Here is a 17,649-nt window from a genome sequence, read left to right on the forward strand (position 1 = left end):
GAGAAGAGTTGACACGAAACGTGGGACCGGGCCCAGCCCACCGGTCCGAAACCACAAGTAGCGCTGTGCCGGTGGCAGCACGCCCCGGACGCAGCTTCGGTGCGCGGAGCTCCGCGCGGCCGTTGGCAGGCCTGGCGACCGTGGTCGCGATAGGTCTGATCTTCGGCCTGGCCGTCGCGCTGTTCCGCGGCAGCTTCACCAAGACCGAGCCGATCACGCTCATCTCCGACCGGGCCGGCCTGGTGATGAACCCCGATGCCAAGGTGAAGATGCGTGGCGTCCAGGTCGGCACAGTCAGCTCTATCGAGCACCGAGCCGACGGTAAGGCCGTGTTGCACCTGGCGATGAACCCGTCACAGCTTGGCCTGATCCCAGACAACGTTCAGGCCGACATCGCCTCCACGACTGTGTTCGGCGCCAAGTACGTCCAGTTGGTCGCGCCGGACAAGCCGTCGTCGGACAAGCTCCGCCCCGGCCAGATCCTGCAGGGCGACCATGTCACCGTCGAGATGAACACGGTCTTCCAGCAACTGACCAATGTCTTGAACAAGATCGACCCGGCGAAGCTCAACGAAACCCTTGGCGCGCTGTCGTCCGCGTTCGGCGGGCGCGGCGAGGCGATGGGGCAGTCCCTGTCCGACTTCGACGCGGTGTTGAAGAAGATCGAGCCCAGCCTCCCCAATCTGACCGGCGACATCGAGAGCATGGCTGCGGTGTCACGGGCCTACGGTGACGCGGCACCCGATCTGCTCAAGACCTTCGAAAACACCAACAAGCTGAGCGACAGCATCGTGGCCGAGCAGCAGAATCTTGACAACTTCCTGGTCAGCTCGATCGGCCTGGCCGACGCCGGCAACGACGTCATCGGCGGCAACCGGCAGGCCCTCAGCACCACGCTGAACCTGTTGGCACCCACCACCGATCTGCTCAACGAGTACGCCCCCGGTATCGAGTGCGGACTGAAGGGCATGAATTACATGGCGCACACGCCGCCCCAGCCGGAACCCGGCGTCGTGGTCAACGTGGCCTTCACGCTCGGCATCGAGCGCTACCGTTACCCGCAGAACCTGCCGAAGGTGGCGGCCAAGGGCGGTCCGCACTGCATGGGCCTGCCGTACATCGGATTCGGCAACAAGGCCAAGTACCTCGTCACCGATACCAACGCCAACCCGTGGAAGTACGGCAACCAGGGCATTCTGTTGAACTCCGACGGCCTGAAGCAGACGTTGTTCGGCCCGCTGGACGGCCCGCCACGTAACACCATGCAGATCGGACAACCGGGATGACGCGCGGCAGAAGCACATTCATCAAGTTCGTATCGTTCGCGGTGGTGATGGCCGTCCTCACGGCCTTCCTGTTCATGACGTTCTCGGAGTACCGCGGCGGTTCCTACTCGGGTTACTCGGCGGTCTTCGGTGACGCGTCGCGGCTTGAGGCCGGGGACTCGGTGCGAGTTGCCGGCGTTCGGGTCGGCACGGTGAAAAGCGTTTCGCTGCAACCGGATAAATCGGTCAAGGTCGACTTCGACACCGACCGCAACGTGGCGCTGACCACGAGTACCAAGGCCGCGATTCGCTACCTGAATCTGGTCGGGGACCGCTACCTGGAGCTGGTCGACAGCCCCGGCTCGACCAAGCTCCTGCCGGCCGGCTCACTGATCCCGAAGGAGCGCACCGCAAGTGCGCTGGATCTCGATCTGTTACTGGGCGGCCTGCGCCCGGTGATTCAGGGCCTCAACCCCCAGGATGTCAACGCGTTGACGTCCTCGCTGATCCAGATCTTTCAGGGGCAGGGCGACACCTTAGATTCACTGCTGAGTAAGACTTCGTCGTTCTCGAATACGTTGGCCAACAACGACCAGGTGATCCAGCAGTTGATCGACAACCTGAACTCGGTGGTCGGAACCCTGGCCAAGGACGGCAAGAAGTTCGACGGAACGGTCGACAAGCTCGAACAGTTGATCAGCGGTCTGTCGCAGGACCGCGACCCGCTCGGCACGGCGGTGACGCAGCTCGACAGCGGGACCGCCTCGCTCGCAAGCCTGCTCACCGAGGCGCGGCCGCCACTCAAGGGCACCGTCGATCAGATGAACCGGCTGGCGCCGTTGCTCGATGACCACCAGATCGTCCTCGACCGGGGCCTTCAGAAGGCCCCCGACAACTACCGCAAGCTGGCCCGGCTGGGTTCCTACGGCAGCTGGATCATGTACTACATCTGCGGACTTGCCATCCGTGTCACCGATCTGCAGGGGCGCACTGCGCACTTCCCGATGATCAAACAAGAAAGCGGGAGGTGCTCTGAGCCCTGATGCTTAAATACCGCGAATCAAATCTGATCAAGGCAGGTTTCATCGGCGTCGTGCTGATGATGCTCATCATCGCCGTCGGGCTACAACCTGAGCGGCTGCAGCAATGGGCCTCTTCCGTACGCCATCAGGCATTGTTCACCGAGGCCGGCGGTATCGCCGCCGGCAACGATGTGACCTTGTCCGGCATCAAGATCGGTGCGGTCACCGACGTGTCGTTGGAGAACGGCGACGCGTTGGTCACCTTCACCACCGAAGGCAAGTACCCGCTGGGGTCGCTGACCACCGCGCATATCCGCACCGGTTCACTGCTGGGTGAGCGCGTGCTCACGTTGGAGTCGGACGGCAGCGGAACGCTGCGCACCACCGATGTGATCCCGACGTCGCGCACATCGTCGCCGTACTCACTGACCGAAGCGGTCAGTGACCTGACCACCAATTCGGCGGGCACCGACACGACTTCGCTCAACCAGTCCCTGGACACGCTTTCCGCCACCCTCGACCAGGTCGCACCGAAGCTCGGGCCGACATTCGACGGGCTGAGCCGGCTGTCGAAATCGATCAACGGCCGCAACGAAAGTCTGGCCAGCCTGCTCAAGAGCGCCAGCGACGTGACCGTGGTGCTGTCGCAGCGCAGCGATCAGCTCAACACGTTGATCCTCAACGCCAATGATCTGCTCGGCGTGCTCAACGACCGGCGGCAGGCCATCGTCGATCTGCTGGCCAACACGGCCGCGGTCTCGCAGCAACTCAGCGGTCTCGTCGCCGACAACGAGGCGCAGTTGGCGCCGACGCTCAAGCGACTCAACTCGGTGACTGCGATGCTGGAACGCAACCGCGACAACATCAGCAAGGCGCTGCCGAACTTGAACAAGTTCCAGTTGTCCCAGGCCGAGACCCTGGCGAACGGGGCCTACTACAACGCCTATGTTCCCAACCTGCAGCCTGCTCAGCTGCTGCAGCCGTTCTTCGACTACGCGTTCGGGTTCCGGCGCGGGACGAATGCCGGTCAGCCGCCTGACAATGCCGGCCCGCGGGCCGAATTCCCGCTGCCCTACAACGGAATTCCCGGAGGTTCACGCTGATGAACCGCAGTCGTCTCGGTAAGTGGCTTGCGGTGGCGTTGGTGGCGCTGCTGGTTGTCGGCGCGGCAGTGCTGCTGCGTCAGACCTTCTTCGGACAGAAGACCATCTCTGCTCTGTTCACCTCGGCCACCGGCGTCTACCCGGGTGACGATGTCCGGGTCTCCGGCGTCAAGGTCGGCACGATCGAGGCGATCAAACCCGAGGGCACCCAGACTCGGGTGACCCTCAAGGTCGATCACGGCGTGCAGATCCCGGCGGATGCCAAAGCGGTGATCGTGGCCCAGAACCTGGTGGCCGCCCGCTATGTGCAGCTCGCGCCCGCGTACCGGTCCAGCGGCCCGACATTGCCGGACGATGCGGAGATCGGGTTGGACCGCACTGCCGTTCCGGTCGAGTGGGACGAGGTCAAGGAACAGCTGATGCGGCTGTCCACCGACCTCGGGCCGCAGAGCGGTGTCGACGGGACGTCGGTGTCCCGGTTCATCAACAGCACAGCCGACGCGATGGCCGGCAACGGTGACAAACTGCGCCAGACGATATCGCAGTTGTCGGGCGTGGCCCGAGTGCTGGCCGAGGGCAGCGGCAACATCGTCGACATCATCAAGAACCTGCAGACGTTCGTCACCGCGCTGCGGGACAGTAACCAGCAGGTCGTGCAGTTCCAGAACCGGTTGGCGACCCTGACCAGCGTGGTCGACGGCGGCCGGTCAGACCTCGATGCGGCGTTGACGAACCTGTCGGTCGCTGTTGTCGACGTGCAACGGTTCGTCGCGGGAAGTCGTGATCAGACCTCCGAGCAGGTGCAGCGGCTGGCGAATGTCACCCAGAACCTGGTCGACAACCAGGAGCACATCAAGCAGTTGCTTCACGTCGCACCCAACGCATTCATGAACGGCTACAACATCTACAACCCGGACTCGGGCAGCCCGGTTGGTCAGTTCGTGATGAACAACTTCTCCAACCCGGTCGAGTTCATCTGCGGCGCAATCGGTGCCGTTGAGAACACCACCGCACCGGAGACCGCGAAACTGTGCTCGCAGTATCTCGGCCCGGCATTGCGGCTCGTCAACTTCAACTATCTGCCGTTCCCAATCTCCCCCTACCTGATGCCGTCCGCCAGTCCCGAGATGATCGAGTACTCCGAACCGCGGTTGGCACCCGGTGGTGACGGTGGGGCGCCCACCCCGCCCGAAATCCCGCCGACGATCTCGGCGTACAACCCGGGCCCCGAGCCGCCTCCGCCGTTCACCGGACGGGATCCCGGGGTGCCGCCACCAGGGGCTCAGCAGCTCCTGCCAGGAGGCGAGTACTACCCGCCCAACATGCCGAACACGGTGTCGGACATGCTCAATCCCACTGGCGGTCAACCGGGTCCACCGCCGGGGCCTGCGCCAGGTCCACTGGCGGCCGAAGCCCCCGCGCCTGCGGCACCGTCACCAGCAGAAGGGACGCCACCAGCATGAGCAGGGGAAACCCGGTACGAGTGGCGATCGCCGTCGGATCCTGCGTTGCGCTGACCACCAGCGGGTGCGCCTTCCAGGGCGTGAACTCGCTGCCCCTGCCCGGGGCGGTGGGGCGCGGTGCGGACTCCAGCGTCTACCACGTCGAGATCGCGAATGTGGCAACGCTGGAGCCGAACTCACCGGTGATGATGAACGACGTCGTCGTCGGTAGTGTCCGTAGCCTCTCGGTGAAGGATTGGCACGCCGACGTGGAGTTCTCGGTGAAACCTGGTGTTGTGGTGCCGGCCAATGTGGTGGCCAGCATCGGGCAGACCAGCCTGTTGGGTTCGATGCATCTGGCGATCAACCCGCCCGCCGGTCAGGCTCCCGACGGAAAACTCCAGCCGGGAGCGACGATCCAGCTGAACAACTCGTCGACGTATCCGACGACGGAGCAGACGCTGTCCTCGCTGGCGACCGTGGTCAACGGCGGCGGTCTCGGCCAGATGGGCGACATCATCCACAACTTCAGTGCCGCGATCAATGGTCGGGAAACCGATTTCCGTGACCTGCTCACCCGCCTGGATACGTTCGTCGGTGCTCTGGATGCCCAGCGCGACAACATCGTTGCCTCCATCGAGGGTCTGAATCGCTTGGCCTCGACCTTCGCCGGGCAGCGCGATGTCATCACCCGTGCGCTGGAGAAGATTCCGCCGGCACTCGACGTGTTGATCAAAGAACGGCCGAGATTCACTACGGCGCTGCAGAAGCTGGGGACTTTCAGCAGTACCGCCAACCAGTTCGTCAACGAGTCGCAGGCTGATCTGGTCAGGAACCTGAAGAACCTGGAGCCCGCGTTGAAGGCATTGGCCAACGTCGGGCCGGACCTGGATTCGGTGCTCGAATATGCGCCACATTTCCCGTTCACCCAGAGCTTCATGGATCGGGTGATCCGTGGCGATTACTACAACCTCTATGCGTACTTCGACATGACCATCCCACATCTCAAGCGCAGCCTGATGATGGGAACCCGGTGGGAGCAGGGAGACGCACAGAACGTTCCGGTGCCGGGGGATCCGAGCTATCTGAACTACACCTACGACCCGCTCAAGACCGGGGTCGCTCCGCCACCGCCGGAAGGGTTGCCGCCGGCTCCGGACGGGCCGCCACCACCGGATCTCCCGGCGCCGACCTATTCCGGCCCGGTGCTCCCGGTGGTGCCTCCGGCGCCGATGACCATGCCCGGTGGCATGGCGCAGCCGGCTGCACCGTCGAGTCCGTCGACATCCGTGTTCGCCGGACCCTATGCGCAGCAAGGCGGTCCGGCTCCAGCTGAACGGCCGGCGCCACCTACTGCACCTACTCCACCGACAGGGGGTGGCGGATAAATGCTCACCCGCTTCATCCGGACTCAGCTGATTCTCTTCACCGTCGCGTCGGTCGTCGGTGTGGCCGTCATGCTGTTCGCCTACATGCAGGTGCCGACGCTGCTCGGCATCGGTCGCATCACCGTGAAGATGGAACTGCCGGCGACCGGCGGTCTCTACCAGTTCAGCAATGTCACCTATCGCGGGTCCCAGATCGGCAAGGTCACCTCCGTCGAGTTGACCGACAAGGGGGCCGAGGCGACGCTGTCCCTGGACCGCTCACCGAAGGTACCCGCGGACCTGGCCGCCGAAGTCCGCAGTATGTCGGCGGTCGGCGAGCAGTACGTTGAGCTGTTGCCGCGCACCAACTCTGGGCCCTACCTCGACAACGGTTCGGTGATAGCCGTGTCGAACACCAAGATTCCGCAGCAGGTCGGCCCGATGCTCGATCAGCTCAGCGCCCTGGTGGACACCATCCCGAAGGACAAGCTGAGCCAGCTCCTGGACGAGTCCTACAACGCGTTCAACGGGACCGGCTACGACTTCGGCTCGTTGTTGGACTCGGCGTCGACGATCACCAGGGACTCCAACGCGGTCTCCGACCAGACGCGGGCGCTGATCGACGACTCCAAGCCCTTCCTCGATGCGCAAGCACAGACCACCGATTCGATCCGGACCTGGGCGGCCAGCTTGGCCGGTATCACCGGGCAGGTAGCCGACAACGATCCCGAGGTGCGATCGCTGCTGCGCAACGGTCCGGGGTTCGCCCAGGAGACCACCAAGCTGCTCGATCAGATCAAGCCGACCTTGCCGGTGTTGTTGGCGAATCTGAGCACGTTCGGCCAGATCGCGGTCACCTACAACCCTTCCATCGAGCAACTGCTGGTGCTGTTGCCGCCGTACGTCGCGCAACTGCAGACCTACGCGCACACCAACAACACGAGCGGTCTTCCGATGGCGGACTTCTCACTGGGTCTGGGCGATCCGCCGACTTGTACGGTCGGATTCCTGCCGCCGTCGGCCTGGCGCTCCCCGGCTGACACCACCGTGATCGACACCCCGGACGACATCTATTGCAAGTTGCCGCAGGATTCGCCGATCGGCGTCCGTGGCGCGCGCAACTACCCGTGTATGGAGCATCCGGGCAAGCGGGCTCCGACGGTCAAATTGTGCGATGACCCCAAGGGATTTCAGCCCATTGCCCAGCGCCAGCATGCACTCGGGCCGTACCCGCTCGACCCCAGCCTGATCGCTCAGGGCATACCCCCGGATACGCGGGTGCTGCCGGACGAGAAGATCTTCGGGCCGCTCGGTGGCACCCCTCTGCCTCCGGGGGTGACTGCTCCGCCGCCGGGCGCGGCACCCGAACCGCAGCCGGCGCCGAACTTCGCCGGCACCAATCCCGGGTCGATGTTGCCGGGGCAGCCGATGTACCTGGAGCCGCCGGTGCCCGGCGTGCCACCGCCCCCGGCAGGCGATCCCAACGCGGTTCCGGTGCCTGAGGCGCACACGCCGCAAGCGACCGAGCTTCCAGCCGTCCCGCATGGCCAAGGGGTATTTCCGGATGCTCCGGAGCTGCCCATGCCTGCGGAACCGGGTGTGGCGCCGAGCGCGTTCAAGGGCGGTGCCGGAAACGGGCCGTCGGTGGCGATCGCCAAGTACAACCCGCGCACCGGGGAGTACATGGGCAGCGACGGCAATCTGTACAAGCAGACGGATCTCGTGTCGACGCCGAAGACGTGGCAGGACCTGATGCCGACGTAGCGGACCGTGCAAAAAGAACTGGCCCCGGGCAACAGCCCGGGGCCAGTTCTTTTGTCTTTGTTCGGTTTTGGCGCCGATGCCGGCTCGCCGCTAGGCGGGCCGCATGTAGAACGGCATCCGAACGACGGGCCACTGATTGCGCCCACACGAACCGCTGGGGCCCTTCGTGACGTCCTCGCCGGCGTATTCGGATGAAGCCTGGTCCACATGCCCGTCGAAGCCCACCGGGTAGAACTTGTACACCTGCATGCCTTCGATGGGGGTGCCGTCGGCGCAGAAGCGCCAGTTGGGTACGACCCGCTTGACGTACCAGAGGCCGTTCGTTGTGTAGATGGGTGCCGACCAGCCCGCGTCGCTGGTCACCGTGCCGTTGCATTCGGTGGGGGAGACGCACTGGGTCGAGACGGTCCAGTTGCTCCGTACCGGGGGTTGGTTCTCGTAACGGTCGTTGACCTTGGCCCAATCGCCATTGGACGATGTGGCAAAGGTGCCGTTGATGCCCCACTGCTCGCCCGCACTGGCCGGGGCGGCTCCGCTGAGGACGACAGTTGTCGCGGCGGCGATCGCCACCGCAACAGCACTTACCCGGGAGACTGACATGAACGCTCCTTCTGGCCGGCCTGTCGAGGCGGTAGCCATGTTCTCAGTTTCGGAGAATATCACTATCAGAGCCTGGTCCACGATGAATCTGACCAGTGTGACCCCCCTGGCTGCCGGCCGGAGGACCAGCGGTGGAGTGTTCGTAGTAATATTCTCCAAAACTGAGAGTTTAATTTCCAGCTATGCGAAAGTAGCAACGTGCGTGTGACGGTGATGGCGACCGCTTCAGTGATTGTCGCCGGGATGCTGGCTGCTCCGCAGGCAAACGCGGGACCGCAGACATGTAATGACGCGTTCTGTACGCCGGGTATCAATCCCAATGCGGTGCTCGGTGCTCCGTGCGACAACACCTCCTACTTCGTGTTCGGGGTCGACGCGCGCAACGGGTGGGGGCGGCTGGTGTTCTGCGGTTCGCCCCGGCGCTATGAGCCGCGGTGGTTCCGGTCGCCACCCATGGTGGGTATCCGCGACGAGAACAGCCTGTGCATCAACGAACAGAACTCGGTGGCGCAGGCCCCGGACGGCCTGTTCCTGAGCTGTGTGCCGATGAACGGTGAGACACGCTGGCTTCGCGGCGACGCCTGAGCCGGATGCTCGAGAAATGCCTGGGGGCGACGCGGTTCGCGTCGCCCCCAGGCATTTTGACGTTTCGGTCGTGAGTTCGAGGTCTACCAGTTCCGGATCGAACACAGCGCGCCCTTGGGGCCGCTGTTGGTCTTTACCACCACACCGTCGACTGTCAGTTTGCAGTTGAACCCGGGCGTCGGAAAGTTGGGTGACTCACCGCTCTGCACCAGGACCATCGCCCACAGGTCAGGATCGGCCAGCATCGCATCGAACACCCACGGCCTGTCCGGTGCGATGTCCACGTCGGCTCGCGGGCTGAACTCGTACGGGTTGTGGCTGTAATCCGAGAACTGCACGGGGTCAGTGTCGCGGTAGTAGATGTGGGCCCAGTACGGAGCGTCGGCGGTCACGGTGTACTGCACGTGGTGCAGCGGCGGACCGGCCGGCGCCGGATCGTCGGCGAATGCCGGTGCAGCCGTGGTGATCGCGCCGGACGCCAGCGCGGAGGCCATTGCGAAGGTCAGGGCTCGGCTCATCAGATGGCGCATCGATCACATCCTCGTCAGGCTGAACGGGTAGGTGAAGGAGCCGCCGGGCGCGCCGTCGCAGCCGGCATCGAACGTGGAGACCATCTCGCCCGCGAGGGTGTTCGCGTCCCACGTGTACACGTCGTGGGTCGGGATGGTGGGCCCGTAGTAGATGTCCCCGCACCGCAATCCGTAGAACTCGTCGATCGTCAAGGTGTAGCGACCGTCGACCAATCTCGCGTCTCCCGTATTGGGGACCGCCTTGGCGACCGGTTGCGGGATCGTCCGGATGGTGATGCAGTCCTTCAGGAAGGTGTCGGTCCCCGGTTCGTGGCAGGGCGTGATCGCCGACCAGATCCAGGTGTGGAAGTCCCTGCGGTCGGGCATGTTGAGGTTGTAATTGCCGAAGTACATGGCCTGTGACGGCGGTGCCAACGCGATTGCAGTCCCCAACCCGAGCACGGCGCTCATCGCCATACGGATCAAGCTGGACTTCACAGGCACCTCCACGGATCGGCACTGGTCGGCTGACTATAGAACGAGAGCAGGCCCCACCGTGCCGAAACCGGAATCTCGTCTTCGCCAGCGAGATTGTCATTCTCGCAATCGGAGAATAGCAAATGCGGCGAAGACGAGATACGCGGAATCGTCTGTCGAGCGGCGGTCAGCGCACGGGCTTGAACGTGATGTTCAGGTCGGTCAGTCCGCGCAGGATGAAGGTCGGCTCGTAGGTGTAGTGACGATCGTCGGCGGGGCCGTGGAACTCCTCGTCGATGGCGATATCGGCCATGCGGTCCAGGATCCGTTCCAACGACACCCGGCCCTCGACGCGGGCCAGCGGACCACCCGGGCAGCTGTGGACGCCACGGCCGAACGCGATGTGCTCTCGCACGTTCTTGCGGTCGAGGCTGAAGGTGTGCGGGTCTTCGAAACGGACCGGGTCGCGGTTCACCGCACCCGGGCACACCATCATGGTGGTACCCGCGGGAACGTCGATGTCGCCGAGCTTGGTGTTCTTCTTGGCCAAGCGGAACTGGCTCTTGACCGGAGCGTCCATCCGTAGGGCCTCCTCGACGAAGGTCGGGATACGGCTGCGGTCGTCGCGCAGGGCCTGCTGGATGTCAGGGCGGTCGCCGAGCACGCGCAGCGAGGCCGAGAGCAGCTTGGTGGTGGTCTCCTGGCCGGCGGCGAACAGGAATGTCGCGGACCGAACGACCTCGATGATGGGCGGTACAGAACCGTCCGGGTAGTTCGCCGTGGCCAGTGCCGTCAGCACGTCGTCGCGGGGTTCTGATCGCCGGTCTTCGAGGTAGCCGCTGAACTTCTCGTCGAGCCATTCCAACGGATTGCTGGCAACCAGGTCGCCGTCGAGGGAGCCGACCTGAGCGCCGGGCCGGGGGGCGCCCAGCACCGTCCGGAACTCTTCGTGGTCTTCTTCCGGCACGCCGAGCATGTCGGCGATCACCAGGAGCGAGAAGGGCTTCGCGTAGGCGCTGAGGAACTCGCATTTGCCGTCGGCGATGAAATCGTCGAGGCACTGGTCGGCGAGCCGCCACATGAAGTCCTCGTTCTCCTTCAACCGGCGCGGCGTGAGCAGCCGATTGAGCAGGGAACGGGCGTTGGTGTGGTCGGGCGGGTCCATGGTCACCATGTGCTCGAACATCGGCATCTGCGCGCGGTGCGCCGCAATCTGCTCGGTGATGTCGTCGCCTTCGGGCGTGAAGGGCAGCGGCGGGAATGGTCCGGCGACCGCGATGCAGGACGAGAAGGTGTCGGTGTCCTTGAGGACCGTGGTGGCCTCCTCGAACCCGGTGATCGCCATGACGCCGTAGTTCGGTTCCGTCACGACCGGACACTTGCTGCGCAGGTGGTCGAAGTACGGGTGCGGGTCGGGTACCAGCGACTGGTCGGTGAAGTAGTCGATGGTGTCGTAATCGGTCGTTCCGGAATCGGTCATGGTGTGCGCTGCCTCCCGAATTCGATGTGCGCTGCGGTGGTTTCGCGGCGGGCTGCACCGCGCGAAGAATTTTCGAAAATTGCTGAGCACCTGCTTAGCATGTCGTTAGAGTCATGGTCAAGATCACCTGGCTGCGTGAAAGTTACGATCAGCCATACATTGTCGGGAACTTGTCGTGAGGAGGACCGATGGCATCGGCGCGAAGGATCGGGGCGCCGGACGCGAAGAACCGGATCGTGCTGCTCGACGCCGCCGAGGCGCTGATGATCGAGGAAGGGTACGTCGCGGTCACGTCCCGGCGAGTGGCAGAACGGGCCGGGCTCAAGCCCCAGCTGGTGCATTACTACTTCCGCACGATGGACGACCTGTTCCTGGCGGTGTTCGTGCGACGTGCCGACGAAGGGTTGGCTGCGCAGGCAGAAGCCCTGAATTCGCCGCAGCCGCTGTGGGCGCTGTGGCGGTTCGGCACAGACCCGAGCGCTACGCGCTTGACGATGGAGATGACCGGGCTTGCCAACCACCGACCGGTGCTGCGCGCGGAGATCGGCCGCTACGCCGAGATGTTCCGCGAGGCGGAGACCAAGGCGATCGAGGCGGCGCTGCGGCGCTACGGCGTCGATGCGTCCGAGGTGCCGCCGATCGTGTGGACATTCATCGCGGCCAGTGTGTCGCGGGTGATGGTGATGGAGCAGGCGCTCGGCATGACGGCAGGCCACGCCGAGGTGCTTCAGTTCTGCGAGGACTGGTTGCGACGTCTGGAAGGTGAGCCGCAGCCGCTGGAGCTGCCGGCCTGAGGCCCGAGTCTGCCCGAGCGCACGCGAACGTCCCCCGAAACCACGGTTGCGGGGGACGTTCACTTGGGGGCCCGGGAAACTAGAGCGAGAGGATGGTGGCCGAGGCGGTTCCCGGCGCGCCGTAGACCTGGGCCAGGCCGACGCGCGGGTTGCCCGGTACCTGACGCTCGCCTGCCTCACCGCGTAGCTGACGCACGAGCTCGTGCATCTGGCGTAGGCCCGAGGCGCCGATCGGCTCGCCGTTGGCGATCAGGCCGCCGTCGGTGTTGACCGGCATCGTGCCGTTGATCTCCGTCGCGCCTTCGAGCAGTAGCTTCTCCTGGTCGCCATCGGCGCACAGGCCGGTTTCGGCCATGTGGATCACCTCGGCGCCGGCGTCGGTGTCCTGGAGTTGGGCGATGTCGACGTCCTCGGGTCCGATGCCCGCGGCCTCATAGGCGGCCTTGGCCGCGTACACCGTCGGCGAGGGGTCCTCATCCAGCGGAGCCGAGGTGCCGTGCACCTCGTAGGCGCCGTAGGTACGCGTACGGATCTCGCTGGCCCGCACATATACCGGCTTGTCGGTGTACTTGTGCGCGATGTCGGCGCGGCACATGATGACCGCGGCTGCACCCTCGTCGGGGGCGCAGAACATGTACTGCCGCAGCGGGTAGTTCAGCACCGGCGAGGCCATGATCTCCTCGACCGAGATCTCCTTGCGCCGGAACGCATTCGGGTTCTTCTCGCCGTTGCGGAAGTTCTTGTTGGCCACCCGCGCCAGCATCTCCTCGGAGATGTTGTGCTTGTGGATGTAGTGGTTGGCCTTGATGCCGAAGAACTTGGTGGTGACGAACTGGCCGTTCTCGGCGTACCACTGCGGCAGAGCGAGTTTCGCCGGATCGTCGGTGAACGCGCCGCGCGGGTGCTTGTCCAGGCCGATCGCGATGCCGATGTCGTACTTGCCCAGCCGGATGGTGTCGGCGGTCTGCTGGATCGCGCTGGCGGCGGTGGCGCACGCGTTGAACACGTTGGTGAACGTGATGCCGGTCAGCCCGACCAGGCGGGTGACCGCATCCGGGTTGGACACCTCATAGCTGCCGCCGAATCCGAACTGGATGTCCTTCCACTCCAGGCCGGCGTCCTCGAGCGCCAATTGGATTGCCTCGGCACCCATCTGCATCGCGGTCTTGTCGAAGCGGCCGAACGGGTGCAGGCCGACTCCGATGATGGCTACATCGTTGGTCATGTTGTTGCCTCTCTACACCGGCTGGAAGGCGAAGGTGACAACTTCGTTGCCATCTTCATCGGTGGTGAACGGGATCATGGTGAGTTCGACGTCCATGCCGAATTGCAGTTTGGCGGGGTCGTTTTCGGTGAGTCGTCCTTCGACGCGGATGACGGGTCCGTTGTCGTCGGTGAGCTCGACGAGGCCGACGCCGAAGGGGACGAAGTTCTTGCCGGTGGGGCCTTTGTAGGGGGCGCCGGGTGGGAAGCCCTGGGTGGTCCAGGCGATGACGGTGCCGCGTCGGGGCAGTAGGGCTTGTTCGGTGTTGCCGCCGGAGCACTTGGGGCAGCGGGCCTGGGCGGGGAAGGTGGTGGCCGCGCAGTCGGTGCAACGGCTGCCGATCAGCTGGGGTTCGGCGTCGGGCCACGTCGAGATCTCGGGCGCCAGAGCAATCTGTGTTGACACGTCGCTGACGATAACTGGAAATGCAATTCTCGTCTAGTGAGAACCGCTTCTCGGTAGGCTCTCGTGGGCAGTTCAGACGGGACGGCGGAGGGAGTCGGCTTGAGCGAGGTTCTACCCGGGGAGGTCCGCCAGATCGGGTACGTGGTCACCGACCTGGACGACGCGATATCGGGCTGGCTGAAGATGGGCGTCGGCCCGTGGTTCGTGATCCGCAACCTGCCGCAGCGAGTGAGCTACCGCGGTGAGCCCTGCGAGGTGAGGCTGTCTCTCGCGTTGTCCAACAGCGGTGACCTGCAGGTCGAGTTGATCCAACAACTCGATGACACGCCCAGCATCTTCACCGAGTTCCTCGCGGGCGCTCCGACCGGTGGCGGCTTTCACCAACTCGCCTATTGGACAGCCGATTTCGATACGGCGATGGCGAAGCTCGCCGAGGCCGGTTGGCCCCTGGTGTGGTCGGGTGGCGACGGCGAGGGCGTGCGCTTCGCTTACTTCGAACCGCCGACCGGGGCGGCGATCGTCGAGAGCCGCTGACCCATGCTTCGGGCGGCATGGGTGCCTATGTGCGGGAACAGGCTGTCGCTTGGGACGGCAGTGATCCGGTCCGGGAATTGGGCGGCTGATCCCGGTGCGGTGACGTATGCCCGCCGGCGATGATTCAAGCCGGCGGTCAGTGGGAACCCAGTCGTTCCGAGCGCAAAAAGTGCCCTGGCTGAACTGGAGTCTCACCATGTCAATAACCCGGCCTACGAGGACGGCCCGTAACGGCGACCCTTGGGTCCGTGTCCGGAAGTGGTCGATGACCGTGGGGATGGGCCTCGCGCTCACCGCGGCGCCACTCGCCGGTTGCGGGTCGAGTGAGGACACTGCCCCGTCGACGACATCTGTCACCACGCCCACCACCACCGTCACCACACCCGCCACTGTGGAGACCACGGCTCCGGCCCCCGGTGGCGAAGGCACCGTTCCGGGTGGTCCCACCGGTGGCGGCGGTCCCGAAGGCGGGGGTGGTTCGATTCCCGGTGGCCCGACCGGTGGCGGTGGCCCCGGCGGTGGCGGCGGTGAGATTCCCGGTGGCCCGACCGGCAGTGGCGGACCGGGCGGTGGCGGCGGCTCGATTCCGGGTGGCCCGACCGGTGGCGGCGGACCGGGTGGCGGTGGCGGCTGCGTTCCCGGCGTGGGCTGCGTGCACGTGCCCTGACGTTGCCCGCAAGGCCTACTTACCCTTGTTCATCACCTTGTCCGCGGCGGCCCAGTGCTCGTCGGCGCACCAGAGTCGGGCGAAGGCCGAAACGGCCTCGGTGGTGGACACACCGTTGATCACTCGTTTGACCTCACCGGCCTGACGCCGCGCCAGCAACTGCGCCGTCGACCGCCAGGTCTCGGCGAACTCGGCGCGGGGTACCACCTGGTCGATCAAGCCGAACTGCTCCGCCTCGCGCGCACCGAAGATCCGGCCGGTTCCGGCAAGCAGCAGGGCCCGGCTGCGACCGACCAGAGTGGCCAGCCGTTCGGCCCCGCCCCAGGCAGGCATGATCGCCAGGGCGACCTGGTTGAAGCCGATCTTGATGTCATCGGCGGCGATTCGGATGTCTGCGGCCACGGCGACCTCGGCCCCGCCGCCCAAGGCATGGCCGTTGAGCGCCGCGATGACCGGTCCGTCGAACCCGGCGATGCGGTCGCAGATCGTGCGCATCCGCCAGGCCATCTCCGACGCCTCGAGTTCCGTGCGCAATGCTGCCAGTTCTTTGAGGTCACCTCCGGAGACAAAGGCGCGGTCGCCGCCCCCGGTGATCACCAGAGCGGAGGCGCCGGCGGCGCCGTCCAACGCTTTGTTCAGCGCATCCATGGTGTCCAGCGAGATGGCATTGCGTGCCTGCGGGCGGTCGATCGTGATGACCGCCAGTTCGCCGTCGATTTCGAGGTCGACCATCAAACGTTCTCCAGTTCCGGGATTGGCATTCTCGTTTGATGAGAATAACATCACCGTTGTGCGCGACATCCCCGTTGAGCTGACCAAACGGTACGTCGAAGAAGGCTGGTGGCGGCCCGAAACCTTGGGCCAGATGCTGGCCGACGGTCTGGCTGCCAGCCCCGATGCCGGCTTCCACGTGCATTCCGCGACACGTCCGTACCGCGGCACCTTCGGCGAGGTCGAGCGCACCGCCCGGCGCCTGGCGGCCGGGCTTCGTGATCGCGGAGTCGGGCCCGGCGACGTCGTGGCCATGCAGCTGCCGAACTGGATGGAGGCTGCGATCGCGTTCTGGGCCTCGGCGTTCCTCGGAGCTGTGACGGTGCCGATCGTGCACTTCTACGGACGCAAGGAACTCGGCCACATCATGGCCACGGCGAAGCCGAAGGTGTTCATCACCACCGAACAGTTCGGCCGGATGACGTTCCAGCCCGACCTGTGTGCCGAGGTGCCGATCGTCGGGCTGGTCGGACAGGCCAGTTTCGACGACCTACTCGCCGACGAGCCGATGAGCGGCACGCTGACCGCCGATCCGGCGGCGCCGGCCCTGATCGCGTTCACCTCTGGAACCACCCGTGAGCCCAAGGGCGTCATCCACAGTCACCAGACGCTGGGCTTCGAAACCCGCCAGCTGCTGGAGAACTACCCGCCGGACCGGGGCCGTCAGCTCACCGCCACGCCCGTCGGGCACTTCATCGGCATGCTCGGCGCGTTCCTGATCCCGGTGCTCGAGGGTGCGCCGATCGATCTGTGCGACGTGTGGGATCCGGGCAAGGTGCTGGAGCTGATCGAGCAGGACGAATTGTCGATCGGCGGCGGGCCACCGTATTTCGTCACCAGCCTGATGGACCATCCGCAGTTCAACGAACGCCATCTGGCCCGGTTCACCACCGTCGGGCTGGGTGGCTCGACGGTGCCGGCGGCCGTCACCCGGCGACTGGCCGATCTGGGCCTGTTCGTCTTCCGTTCCTATGGGAGCACCGAGCATCCGTCGATCACCGGGTCCGGCGCAGGGGCTCCTGAAGCCAAGCGGTTGTACACCGACGGCAATGTGCGGCCCGGCGTGGAGATCAGGCTCGGGCCCAATGGCGAGATCTTCAGCCGCGGACCAGACCTGTGCCTCGGCTACACCGACGATGCCCTGACCGCAAAGCATTTCGACGCCGACGGGTGGTACCGGACCGGGGACATCGGGGTGCTCGACGACGACGGGTATCTGACGATCACCGACCGCACCACCGATCTGATCATCCGCGGCGGCGAGAACATCAGCGCGCTGGAGGTGGAGGAGGTGCTGCTCGGCCTCCCGGATGTGATCGAGGCGATCGTGGTGGCCGCTCCCGATGCCCGGTTGGGGGAGCGGGTGGCCGCCGTGCTGCGGGTGCGCGACGGCGGCACGATGCCCACCCTCGATCAGGTCCGGTCGCATTTCGAATCCAACGGGGTGGCCCGGCAGAAGTGGCCGGAAGAGCTACATCTGGCCGAAGACTTGCCCCGCACGGCCAGCGGCAAGGTGCAGAAGTTCGTCATCCGTCAGCAGATTGCTGCAATCGCCCGTTGAGCAGCCTCTGGGGCCAGCTGGGCATTGCGGCAGCTAGCA

17 protein-coding genes and 1 pseudogene are annotated in these 17,649 nt (G+C 65.2%); 11 read left to right on the plus strand and 7 right to left on the minus strand.

The features are described from left to right. Positions 1-65 precede the first annotated feature (65 nt). The 6 genes from AC4ELH_RS05320 to AC4ELH_RS05345 are packed head-to-tail and all read left to right on the plus strand — an operon-like array spanning position 66 to position 7,963. On the plus strand, positions 66-1,286 hold the full coding sequence (locus tag AC4ELH_RS05320; RefSeq protein WP_448448786.1) for an MCE family protein: 1,221 nt from the start codon (positions 66-68) through the stop codon (positions 1,284-1,286). Further along, complete coding sequence (locus AC4ELH_RS05325) at positions 1,283-2,308, plus strand: MCE family protein (RefSeq protein ID WP_448448788.1); 1,026 nt, start codon at positions 1,283-1,285, stop codon at positions 2,306-2,308. Before AC4ELH_RS05320 ends, AC4ELH_RS05325 begins: the two co-directional genes overlap by 4 nt. After that, positions 2,308-3,390, plus strand: coding sequence for an MCE family protein (locus AC4ELH_RS05330; RefSeq protein WP_448448789.1), 1,083 nt, complete (start codon positions 2,308-2,310; stop codon positions 3,388-3,390). Before AC4ELH_RS05325 ends, AC4ELH_RS05330 begins: the two co-directional genes overlap by 1 nt. After that, the gene (locus AC4ELH_RS05335) at positions 3,390-4,853 is read left to right on the plus strand and encodes an MCE family protein (protein ID WP_448448790.1); all 1,464 of its coding nucleotides are present in this window, start codon (positions 3,390-3,392) and stop codon (positions 4,851-4,853) included. The genes AC4ELH_RS05330 and AC4ELH_RS05335 overlap by 1 nt, the downstream gene beginning before the upstream one ends. Next, positions 4,850-6,220, plus strand: coding sequence for an MCE family protein (locus tag AC4ELH_RS05340; protein WP_448448791.1), 1,371 nt, complete (start codon positions 4,850-4,852; stop codon positions 6,218-6,220). The genes AC4ELH_RS05335 and AC4ELH_RS05340 overlap by 4 nt, the downstream gene beginning before the upstream one ends. Beyond that, positions 6,221-7,963, plus strand: a complete 1,743-nt coding sequence (locus AC4ELH_RS05345; RefSeq protein ID WP_448448793.1) for an MCE family protein — start codon at positions 6,221-6,223, stop codon at positions 7,961-7,963. It begins immediately after the preceding gene. A gap of 90 nt (positions 7,964-8,053) precedes the next feature. Here the strand turns inward: AC4ELH_RS05345 and AC4ELH_RS05350 are convergent, their stop codons facing one another. Beyond that, the gene (locus AC4ELH_RS05350) at positions 8,054-8,563 is read right to left on the minus strand and encodes an Rv2253/PknI dimerization domain-containing protein (RefSeq protein ID WP_498883408.1); all 510 of its coding nucleotides are present in this window, start codon (positions 8,561-8,563) and stop codon (positions 8,054-8,056) included. Positions 8,564-8,776: 213 nt separating this feature from the next. Here AC4ELH_RS05350 and AC4ELH_RS05355 point away from each other — a divergent pair, with 213 nt between their 5' ends. Continuing rightward, complete coding sequence (locus AC4ELH_RS05355; RefSeq protein ID WP_064887002.1) at positions 8,777-9,148, plus strand: hypothetical protein; 372 nt, start codon at positions 8,777-8,779, stop codon at positions 9,146-9,148. Between the two features lie 83 nt (positions 9,149-9,231). Here AC4ELH_RS05355 and AC4ELH_RS05360 read toward each other — a convergent pair whose 3' ends face one another. The 3 genes from AC4ELH_RS05360 to AC4ELH_RS05370 form a co-directional block, all read right to left on the minus strand. Next, positions 9,232-9,666, minus strand: coding sequence for an Rv2576c family protein (locus tag AC4ELH_RS05360; RefSeq protein ID WP_498883429.1), 435 nt, complete (start codon positions 9,664-9,666; stop codon positions 9,232-9,234). Between the two features lie 15 nt (positions 9,667-9,681). Then, positions 9,682-10,134 carry a hypothetical protein gene (locus AC4ELH_RS05365; protein WP_498883430.1) on the minus strand — a complete coding sequence of 151 codons (453 nt, stop codon included), beginning with the start codon at positions 10,132-10,134 and terminating at the stop codon, positions 9,682-9,684. A 187-nt stretch (positions 10,135-10,321) separates the two neighbouring features. Beyond that, a complete protein-coding gene (locus AC4ELH_RS05370) occupies positions 10,322-11,614 on the minus strand; it encodes a cytochrome P450 (RefSeq protein ID WP_064886997.1) in 1,293 nt (430 codons plus the stop codon). 188 nt (positions 11,615-11,802) lie between these two features. Here AC4ELH_RS05370 and AC4ELH_RS05375 point away from each other — a divergent pair, with 188 nt between their 5' ends. Next, positions 11,803-12,408 (plus strand): TetR/AcrR family transcriptional regulator, encoded by a 606-nt coding sequence (locus tag AC4ELH_RS05375; RefSeq protein ID WP_064886998.1) that lies wholly within the window; start codon positions 11,803-11,805, stop codon positions 12,406-12,408. Positions 12,409-12,487: 79 nt separating this feature from the next. Here the strand turns inward: AC4ELH_RS05375 and AC4ELH_RS05380 are convergent, their stop codons facing one another. Continuing rightward, complete coding sequence (locus tag AC4ELH_RS05380; RefSeq protein WP_448448799.1) at positions 12,488-13,633, minus strand: thiolase family protein; 1,146 nt, start codon at positions 13,631-13,633, stop codon at positions 12,488-12,490. A 12-nt stretch (positions 13,634-13,645) separates the two neighbouring features. Beyond that, positions 13,646-14,089, minus strand: coding sequence for a Zn-ribbon domain-containing OB-fold protein (locus AC4ELH_RS05385; protein ID WP_064957794.1), 444 nt, complete (start codon positions 14,087-14,089; stop codon positions 13,646-13,648). A gap of 87 nt (positions 14,090-14,176) precedes the next feature. Between AC4ELH_RS05385 and AC4ELH_RS05390 the strand changes: the two are divergent. Both AC4ELH_RS05390 and AC4ELH_RS05395 read left to right on the plus strand, forming a co-directional pair. After that, a pseudogene (locus AC4ELH_RS05390) lies at positions 14,177-14,700 on the plus strand (VOC family protein). Positions 14,701-14,876: 176 nt separating this feature from the next. After that, complete coding sequence (locus tag AC4ELH_RS05395; RefSeq protein ID WP_448448801.1) at positions 14,877-15,278, plus strand: hypothetical protein; 402 nt, start codon at positions 14,877-14,879, stop codon at positions 15,276-15,278. A 15-nt stretch (positions 15,279-15,293) separates the two neighbouring features. On the opposite strand, the gene AC4ELH_RS05400 is transcribed toward AC4ELH_RS05395, so the two are convergent. Next, positions 15,294-16,010: an enoyl-CoA hydratase/isomerase family protein gene (locus AC4ELH_RS05400; RefSeq protein ID WP_448448803.1), complete on the minus strand. Its 717-nt coding sequence runs from the start codon at positions 16,008-16,010 to the stop codon at positions 15,294-15,296. Positions 16,011-16,068: 58 nt separating this feature from the next. On the opposite strand from AC4ELH_RS05400, the gene AC4ELH_RS05405 reads away from it, so the two are divergent. Next, positions 16,069-17,610, plus strand: a complete 1,542-nt coding sequence (locus tag AC4ELH_RS05405; RefSeq protein ID WP_498883409.1) for an AMP-binding protein — start codon at positions 16,069-16,071, stop codon at positions 17,608-17,610. Positions 17,611-17,649 lie beyond the last annotated feature (39 nt).

This window comes from Mycobacterium shunyiense, from assembly GCF_058270075.1.